This is a genomic window from Ideonella lacteola (assembly GCF_038066555.1).
In the GTDB taxonomy this organism is placed as follows: domain Bacteria; phylum Pseudomonadota; class Gammaproteobacteria; order Burkholderiales; family Burkholderiaceae_C; genus Ideonella; species Ideonella lacteola.
Window position 1 is genome coordinate 1 of the sequence record NZ_JBBUTG010000047.1, and the last position, 9,130, is coordinate 9,130.

Genomic DNA, 9,130 nt, shown 5'->3' on the forward strand with positions numbered 1-9,130 from the left:
GTTTCGTCGCACCGACGGCACCTGAGGCGTTCGAACGGAGGATCGAGGACCATAAGGTGCCTAACGTTCGACGTAAGGGGCTGGCCGCAGGCCAGTCCCCTTGACGGAGCGGTTAGGCAAAAAGGGCCAGAGCAGCGAGATGCCCGGAACGCAGTGCCACAACCGACATGTATTTCAAGCCCGGTGGCTCGACGAGGCAGTGACTGGCAAAGCAGAGTGCTTGCATAACAAGTGCTACGACGCTGGCCGGACGAGACGAAGAATTTGAACTGCCTTGGCAAAGCGCTGAAAGCTTGCCGTGGCAGAGGTGACCCACAGAGTACCACCGGCGCTGACCAGGCAGAGCGCCTTGCGGGCTTGGCATGCTGCCGAGGCCGCCCACATGTGCCCAAGCTGACTTGAATACGGCTGGAGCCGCCACGGACCGCGCGCTGGCCGCCGGAGGACGTACAGCCCACGCCGACGATGAAGTGGGCACCCAGAAACCGTAGACACGTCGTTGAGGCTTCACTGGCCCTGCTGCCTTTTGATGCCTAACGTTCGACGTAAGGGGCGGCCGCAAGTGGGCGAAGCCCGCTTGTGGACGTCCCCTTGACGGAGGGGTTAGGCAGCAGGCCGGCGGCGAGATCCTCGGCACCTGAATGCCTAGATGCCACCTTGCTTCTAAGCTGCTGTGGTAGAGATTCATTGCACAGGAGCGGGAAGACTGCATGGGCTTCGCTATGCAGTTTTCGGCTCATATCGAATGCCCCGAGCATCGATTTTCAGTACCCACTTCACATGGGCACTCCATCCAGTATCAGTGTTTCTCCACACGACCCCATCCGCGACGATGTCATCGGGCTCGTTGTCGTCGGAGTAGACGCCGAGTTCCATGCCTTCGACCAGTTTCACGGTATGACCATCGCGGTCTACTCTGGTGTCGGACTGCGACAGCAAGATCACATCGGGGGCGAGAAGTTCGTTGAAGTCAACGTAGACTCGAGTGGTCATTGAATGCTGCTTAACGTTCGACGTAAGGGGCCTGCCGAAGGCAGGTCCCCTTGACGGAGGGGTTAGGTCTCAGGCTGTGGTGACGGGCGCACATTTGCTTGCTCTACCCTGAGATGCCAAACGGAAGATGGCGACTCACCCTTGCCTTGAGAAGCCTGACAAGCTCTGGATCCATGTACGCATAGTCATCGGGGATATCTAGACAGATCACCCGAGTTTTAGCCAAGTAGGGTTTGAACTTTGACGAGAGCTTGTTTCGATGGGCGCGCTCCATGACAAAGATTGTGTCGGCCCAACTCACCAGTTCAGGAGTTACGGGATTTTCGGCGTCATGGTTAAGACCAGCGGAAGCGCACTCAATGTCTTCACGCGACGAGAACACCTGCTCAGCCGTTGGGCTTCGAAGGCGATTCTGGCTGCAGACAAAGAGAACGTGCTTCATGGGTGTTCTTGAGACCTAACGTTCGACGTAAGGGGCGGCCCGCTTGCGGGACGTCCCCTTGATGGAGGGGTTAGGCCCATGCACGCAGCGAAAGCGAAGACTTGTGTTGTGGGCCAACTTCATAGGAGTGGCGTTTTCAAGAACAGGAAACCGTGCTGGTGCAGACCGCCGAGGGCAGCGTCATTCGGGAACATAGCACTTGAATCGCCAAGAGTTTCTCGTTGTCTCGACGTGAAGTCGCCCGCATCGGCTGCAACTAAGTACAAGCTGAGAGTTCTCGACGACTTCGCCAAAGATCATTGCGTCGAAGGCTTCGCTGGCCTCTGTGGGTCGACTAGAGAGGATACTTGCAATCTCGCTGCCAAGACTTGCCTCGTTCGTAAGCCAGACATCGTTCACCAAGTACGCAGCATTCGGATCGGGTGACGTTGAGTCTGAAATGACGTTCCCGCACCTGCAGGTGAGCCGGCTCATGTGACAGCCTTTCGGGCTTGATGTGAAGGGCCTAACGTTCGACGTAAGGGGCGGCCCGCCTGCGGGACGTCCCCTTGACGGAGGGGTTAGGCGGCTGCTTCGTTCTGCCGCTCATCCCTGCTCAGCGACTACTGGCTGGCCGGTCTGCTTGTCTTCGATCCAGACGCGCCAAGTTCCACCGGTGGCGCTGGTGCGCTGAATCTGGTACTTCAACTCGTATGTTCTGGCAGCTACGGCGACGAAAGTGAGAGTAGACGTTTTCGTGCTGGCTCCAGGAATGTTCAGCGCCACTGTGAATGAGCGAGTGCCTGGTGACAGCTCATATCGACGGAAGAATCCAATGCCACGATGCTTCCCGTCAACGCTGACAATGTTGACGCCTCCGGCGCCCAACTCGCCGTTGTATTCGAGCACGGCAAGCTGTGTGACCGATTCCGACTCTGATCCTGGCGTGCGATAGATGGAGTTTGCGCAGGCGCTAAGTAGGACTGGCAGGAGAACGGAAAGGGTGAATAGGCGTGTACGCATAGCAGGACAAGATTGGGTTTGAGTGATGCCTAACGTTCGACGTAAGGGGCTGGCCGCAGGCCAGTCCCCTTGACGGAGGGGTTAGGCAGAGCGGCCAGAGCACTGAGATGCCTGGAACGCAATGCCACAACCGACATGTATTTCATGCCCGGTAGCCACGCGAGGCGTGCGTTGGCAGAGCAAAAGACTTGCATGACAAGTGCTACGACGCTGACCTGGGGAGAAGAAGTATTCCAGCTGCCTCGGCAGAGCGCTGAAAGCCCGCCTTGGCACAGATGGCGCACAGAGTACCACCGGCGTTGACCAAGGAGAGCGATTCCTGCGACCTCGGTGTGTTGCTGCGGCCACCTACCTGTGCCCAGGCTGACTTGAATACGACTGGAGCCGTCACGGACCGCGCGCTGGCCGCCGGAGGACGGACACAGCCCATGCCGACGATTGAGTTGCCACACATGAGGCTCGAGCATGCCGCTACGCCTTACCTACCCGCTCCATTCTGTTGCCTAACGTTCGACGTAAGGGGCTGGCCGCAGGCCAGTCCCCTTGACGGAGCGGTTAGGCAAAGCGGCCAGAGCGCCGAGATGCCTGGAACGCAATGCCACAACCGAAATGTATTTCATGCCCGGTAGCCACGCGAGTCGTGCGTTGGTGGAGCAGAAGACTTGCATGACAAGTGCTACGACGCAGGCCTGGAGAGAAGAGGTATTTCAGCGGCCTCGGCAGAGCGCTGAGGTCTCGCCGTGGCAGCGATTGCCCACAGAGTACCGTCGGCGCTGGCCAGACAGGGCAACTTGCAGCCTCGGCATGCTGCCGCGGTTACCCACATGTGCCCACGCTGACCAGAATACGGCAGGAGCCGCCACGGCCCGCGCGCTGGCCGCCGAAGGACGGACAGCCCATGCCGACGATTGAGTTGTCACCCAGAAGGCCCGGACATACCGCTGCGCTTTCACCCGCCTGCTGCCCTCTGATGCCTAACGTTCGAGCTAACCCCGCGAGCGGAGGCGGGCGGTGTAAGCCGGGACTGCGACGATAGTACGACTGGCGCAGGCTCGGCTTACACCGCCTGCCGTAGCGAGTCGGGGGTTGAGCGAGGGGTTAGGCCTCATTGCGGCAGCTGTTGGGGGGAGCATTTTCGGGATGGCCTTGGTTGCTGCAATAGCTGACCGCAGTGGCTGCCAAGGACATGGTTTGTGTTGACATTCGGACTCGGTCTTCCATGCGCTCAAGCGTCAAGGTCCGCTGGTGCGCCAGGTCCTCTGCAACGCCCGAGTTCGCTCTGGGCTTCTTACTGTCGGGAATCGGTTTGATCCGGGTTCATCTTGATCGGGGCAGAGTAGTCGAACGGCTTTCCTCGGCTCAGTAACCAGAGTACGAGCATTCCGGCCGCTCCCGCCCCGACGGTGATCATGTCCAGCCACAGCGGGGTGAAACCGAGGATGAGTCGGTATGCGATGGCCCAGAGCACGGCTATTGCGGCGACGAGGGCCGTCGCAATCTTGACGATTCTTCCAACAGCGAAGAGGATGCCTTGAGGTTGGTTCATGAGGCCTAACGTTCGAGGTAAGGGGCTGGCCGCAGGCCAGTCCCCTTGACTGAGGGGTTAGGGATTGGTGGGCCAAGCGCTTTGGATGTAGCCAGGGCGCTAAAGGTAGCCCTTTGAAAGAGACTCTCTGACAATTTCACCCAGAATTACCTTCGCTATGGCCTCGCTGGCTCCGCTTGCGTGGGAGTTCTTCGACCCATACGGACCATCAACGTACAGGACACCCTTCTCGACGTAGTAGGTGCCCTGATACGTCTTCCCTTGGTACTCGCACTGAATCGACGTGCGGGGCGGTGGCGGCTTCGATCGGCGACTTGGCATGGCTATGAGCGATAGACAGGATCTGTTCGGATTCTCACGCAGACTGCAGCGCCAGTGTGCGCTAGATGCCTAACGTTCGACGTAAGGGGCTGGCCGCAGGCCAGTCCCCTTGACGGAGCGGTTAGGCAAGTGGCCAGAGCACGGAGATGCCTGGAGCGCAATGCCACAACCGACATGGATTTCAGGCCCGGTAGCCACGCGAGGTACGCGCTGGTAAAGCAAGAGACTTGCATGACAAATGCTACGACGTTGGCTGGGAGAGAAGAAGCATTTCAGCTGCCTTGGCAGTGCGCTGAGAGCTTGCCGTGGCAGAGATGGCCCACAGAGTACCACCGGCGGTGACCAGGGAGAACGATTCCAGCGACCTTGGCGTGCTGCTGCGGCCACCCACATGTGCCCAAGCTGACTTGAATACGGCTGAAAACGCCGCAGACCGCGCGCTGGCCGCCGAAGGACGGACAGCCCATGCCGACGAAGGAGTTGGCACCCGGCAAGCATGAATTGCTGCTTCGGACTCACCAGTAGGCCCCTGCCTTCTGATGCCTAACGTTCGACGTAAGGGGCCTGCCGCAGGCAGGTCCCCTTGACGGAGGGGTTAGGCATCGCGCTCGATCTCGATGAGCTTGGTCCTGATGTCAGCACAGCTTGCCTCCAAGCTCTCCTGCATTTCGGCAAGGGTGCGAAAGAAGTCTTCAAATGCAGCTCCATCCATGGAACGGTAAGCATCAAGCGCCGATTGCACCTTCTCCCGAAATTGCCGAACAGTCGAGCTCACGATCATTGTGAGGCCAACCAGTGAACTTGGGAGAGTGTGGAGTGGAATTGCACGAACCGCGCCTTCGATGACCTTGAGCTCCTCAAAGTCGAAGTGCACTTGACCCTCAGCTATTGCGTGAACCGCCTCCCGGTTCTTGAGTTTTCCTGCAGCATGCCCCATGGCAATGCGGCAGTTTGAGCTGAGCGACAGAAAGGATCGAGCCAGTTCGGTGCGAGTGAAACGATTCTCGGCGCGAAGTAGCTCAATTGAATTTTGGTGCTGCTTGCGCGACTGCCAAACGGCTATGCCAGCAGCGCCGATGATTGCGGCTATTGAGCCGACGGCCTGTACCCAAGCAGCCCACTCGGAACTGGAGAGATTGGTCAGGAGGCAGAGTTCGCTCATCTGATGCCTAACGTTCGACGTAAGGGGCTGGCCGCAGGCCAGTCCCCTTGACGGAGCGGTTAGGCAGAGCGGCCAGAGCACCGAGACGCCTGGAACGCAATGCCACAACCGACATGTATTTCAAGCCCGGTAGCCAGACGATGCAGGGGCTGACAAAGCAGAGTGCTTGCATGACAAGTGCTACGACGCTGGCCGGTAGAGAAGAAGGACTTCAGCTACCTCGGCAAAGCGGTGAAAGCTTGCCGTGGCAGAGATGGCCAACAGAGTACCACCGGCGCTGACCAAGGGGGGGATTCCAGCAACCGTGGTGTGCTGCCGCGGTAACCCACATGTGCCCAAGCTGACTCGAATGCGGCTGAAGCTGGCACGGTCCGTGCACTGGCCGCCGAAGGACGGACAGCCCACGCGGACGACGGAGCAGGCACCTGGCAAGCGTGGATATGCTGCTTCGGACTCCCCGTTCGGCCGCTGCCTTCTGATGCCTAACGTTCGACGTAAGGGGCTGGCCGCAGGCCAGTCCCCTTGACGGAGGGGTTAGCCGTCTCCGTCGATGTGGAAGACCTAAGCATTTGGCAAATAGAAGAAGCTGAAGCCACTACGAGCAAGGCATTGAAACTGCGCGACGTTGCTCTCACCAAAGACCTCGATGAGTTTTGAAATGTCGGCCTTCTCGGGGTCAAGTTTGTGCCTTCCTAACTCCATGGCCCCCACCCCAAAGGCTGATGCAAGTTGGTGACTTGCATCCGAAGTGCCGGCAATGAAGACATTCGTCACGACAGTGGCCCCCTGCTCAACACCAACATAGAAGTCTCTTCCGTACTCCAGGGCCGACGAGACCTCAGAGGAGAACGGACCAACTGCGATGACTTGTGCGTCGAGTCCCATGTGACGGCTAACGTTCGACGTAAGGGGCGGCCCGCTTGCGGGACGTCCCCTTGACGGAGGGGTTAGCCGGCTGTGCATTGAGCAAGCCAGCGTTTGATGCAGTGTGCCACCGCTGGCCCGGCTGTTTCAATTGGCTGGAAAGGCGCCGAAGACTTTGAACAGCCTCATCTTGCTTACCGGACGACGACGCTGGAAGAAGGACTGTTTCTGACTCGCTGCCCAGGCACGGCAACCTTGGCCTCACAGACTGACGGCCCAGATGTCTTTGGTATTTCTCATCAGATGAACCACCAGGCACACGACCGCGGGCCATGCCACCAAGCGACAAGCGTGCGGCGTGGGGCAGACTTGTTCGGCCCCGCGCTGCACGCTTGACGCGGCTTGACCGGAGGCACCAGTTCAGGACGACCGTGGCGACGTGAGCAGCAGGCGAAGCCTGTTGCGACCTTGGGCGGAGACAGTGACGGCCGGAGCGCTGCGCCGAGGCGGCTATGAATGCTTCGCACCGACTCTGCACTTCGCCTCCCTCAGACGGCTAACGTTCGACGTAAGGGGCGGCTTGCGCCTTGGCGCAAGACGTCCCCTTGACGGAGGGGTTAGGCGTCATTGGTCGAAGTACCACTGCAGGAACTCCTGAGCAACTTCGCTGGACGACATTTCCAAGATGGCTTCGGCGAGTGCATGTTGCCCTTTGGCCGCAGCCACTGCCGAAAGCGCACAAGCGGCAAAGCCAGGACTCCACTCGCGCGAGGATGCCTGTGCAACCAGGGCGGGTAGCCTGGATAGTGACTCGAAATAGGCGGCCTTGAGATCAGCTGGAACCTCAAACTGCTGCTTCTCGCGACACACTTCAACCCAAGCAGGGAACTGAAAGTACGACTCATCGGCCTCCGCAGGAGCGGAGGCGATGGCAGCGACCACGTGAGGAACTGCTGCAAAGGAAGCGGGATAGACATCGCCTTGGTGTGCTAGGGCACTCCACAGGGTGAACCAAGGCTCAGACTCGCCCTGCGACCTTGGCAAGGTGCTTAGTTGCTCGAGTAGCGCGGGAATGTCACCGGCGTCGCCATAAGCGTGCTCAAGCTCGGACCAGCGTTGACTCGTAAGACTCAGCATCTACGCTTCCTATGACGCCTAACGTTCGAGGTAAGGGGCTTGCCGCAGGCAAGTCCCCTTGACCGAGGGGTTAGGCGGCGCCGTTTGCTTCACCCTGAACCAGACGCACTTCAGAGTGACGCATAAAGAAAATGCGACCTCGCGCTTCAACGACACCCCTCTCAGCTAATGCACCAAGACGAAGCGGCAGATAGACATACGGCAGTTCTTCAAACCTCGCGTCAAACTCGCGACTTGCCTTCGCAACCACCATGGCCACCTTTCTCCATTGCGGCGTGCAGATCCTCAAGAGGAGCTGATCAACCCACGCCTCGTCTTCTGGCGACACGCTTCGGATTAGAGCTATCTCGTCGGGCGTGGGCTCTTCGCCCTGGGGATCCTCGTCGATTTGCATAGCGCTCCCTTTGTACATGCTGCCTAACGTTCGACGTAAGGGGCTGGCCGCAGGCCAGTCCCCTTGACGGAGTGGTTAGGCAGAGGGGATAGGGCACCGAGACGCCTGGAACGCAATGCCACAACCGACATGTATTTCATGCTTGGCAGCCAGGCGAGGCGTGCGTTGGCGGAGCATGAGACTTGCATAACAGGTGCTACGACGCTGGCCGGACGAGACGAAGGACTTCAACTGCCTTGGCAAAGCGCTGCAAGCTTGCCTTGGCACAGATGGCCCAAAGAGTACCACCGGCGGTGACCAAGGAGAGCGATTCCAGCGACCGTAGCGTACTGCTGCGGCCACTCACACGTGCCCACGCGGCCAGGAATACGGCCGGAGCCACCACGGACCGCGCGCTGGCCGCCGAAGGACGGACAGCCCACGCTGACGATGAAGCAGGCACCCGGAAAACGTAGACACGTCGCTGAGGCTTCACCGGTCCTGCTGCCTTTTGATGCCTAACGTGATTTAGACGTCGACGCTGGACTTCCCATGTGGATATAGACATCCAGATGTAGGGATGAAGGCGAAAACGTTGTGGTCATAGGTGGATATTCTGCGCGACGCACCAAGGTAGCGCAAGCCGGCTGTTCCCGGAGGGCCTAACGTTCGACGTAAGGGGCGGCCCGCTTGCGGGACGTCCCCTTGACGGAGGGGTTAGGCCTGGCCAAGGCGTTGCTCCAGATCGTGAAGTACCTTAGCCAAGCCAGTATCGCTTTCCTTGTACGGGTAGTCGAAGTAGTCGACCTTCACCCACTGCGACTCTTGCCCAGGGTGAACATAGACCTCGAAGTCATCAACTAGGAGAGCTTCTTGAGTTGAGGCTGCGGGAATGAAAGAGAGGTCTTTGGTCTCGTCTTCCCAGGTGACGTACTCAACCTGGGCGAACCAAGTTGGCGCGACCTCTTCCTCCACCAAGAGGTGGGCGATCTTGCGGAAGCGCGCTTCCTTCACGGTCGTGAACATCACGACGCGAGGGAAAAGAGCTTTGCAGCGCTCCAAGAAGGCAAACAGACCCGGCCTTGGAATCTGGCTCATCGCGTTCGAGATAAGCGTACCTTCAAGGTCAAGCGCGACAACGGAATAGCGAGGCATTGGCAAATTCCAGGCCTAAGGATGGTCTGCACAAAGCATGGCGCGACGTGCATGGACGCTGAAGAACACGGAATCTGGGCTCGAGATGCCAGAAACGCCTTCAGCCCGAGCTCTTGGGCGCCGATTCGGCGAGCG

General features: G+C 59.3%; 9 protein-coding genes. All 9 read right to left on the reverse strand.

Annotated features, from left to right (window positions below):
- Positions 1 to 720 precede the first annotated feature (720 nt).
- Complete coding sequence (locus AACH06_RS29570; protein ID WP_341429420.1) at positions 721 to 993, reverse strand: hypothetical protein; 273 nt, start codon at positions 991 to 993, stop codon at positions 721 to 723.
- A 103-nt stretch (positions 994 to 1,096) separates the two neighbouring features.
- Entirely contained in the window at positions 1,097 to 1,435 is a 339-nt protein-coding gene (locus AACH06_RS29575; protein WP_341429421.1) for a low molecular weight protein tyrosine phosphatase family protein, read from the reverse strand.
- A gap of 585 nt (positions 1,436 to 2,020) precedes the next feature.
- On the reverse strand, positions 2,021 to 2,323 hold the full coding sequence (locus AACH06_RS29580) for a hypothetical protein (protein ID WP_341429422.1): 303 nt from the start codon (positions 2,321 to 2,323) through the stop codon (positions 2,021 to 2,023).
- A 1,402-nt stretch (positions 2,324 to 3,725) separates the two neighbouring features.
- On the reverse strand, positions 3,726 to 3,983 hold the full coding sequence (locus AACH06_RS29585; protein ID WP_341429423.1) for a hypothetical protein: 258 nt from the start codon (positions 3,981 to 3,983) through the stop codon (positions 3,726 to 3,728).
- Between the two features lie 916 nt (positions 3,984 to 4,899).
- Positions 4,900 to 5,466 (reverse strand): hypothetical protein, encoded by a 567-nt coding sequence (locus AACH06_RS29590; RefSeq protein WP_341429424.1) that lies wholly within the window; start codon positions 5,464 to 5,466, stop codon positions 4,900 to 4,902.
- Between the two features lie 561 nt (positions 5,467 to 6,027).
- Positions 6,028 to 6,351: a hypothetical protein gene (locus tag AACH06_RS29595; protein ID WP_341429425.1), complete on the reverse strand. Its 324-nt coding sequence runs from the start codon at positions 6,349 to 6,351 to the stop codon at positions 6,028 to 6,030.
- A 603-nt stretch (positions 6,352 to 6,954) separates the two neighbouring features.
- Complete coding sequence (locus AACH06_RS29600) at positions 6,955 to 7,467, reverse strand: hypothetical protein (RefSeq protein WP_341429426.1); 513 nt, start codon at positions 7,465 to 7,467, stop codon at positions 6,955 to 6,957.
- 70 nt (positions 7,468 to 7,537) lie between these two features.
- On the reverse strand, positions 7,538 to 7,861 hold the full coding sequence (locus AACH06_RS29605) for a DUF3658 domain-containing protein (protein ID WP_341429427.1): 324 nt from the start codon (positions 7,859 to 7,861) through the stop codon (positions 7,538 to 7,540).
- A 696-nt stretch (positions 7,862 to 8,557) separates the two neighbouring features.
- Positions 8,558 to 8,995: an NIF family HAD-type phosphatase gene (locus AACH06_RS29610; protein ID WP_341429428.1), complete on the reverse strand. Its 438-nt coding sequence runs from the start codon at positions 8,993 to 8,995 to the stop codon at positions 8,558 to 8,560.
- Between the last annotated feature and the right edge of the window lie 135 nt (positions 8,996 to 9,130).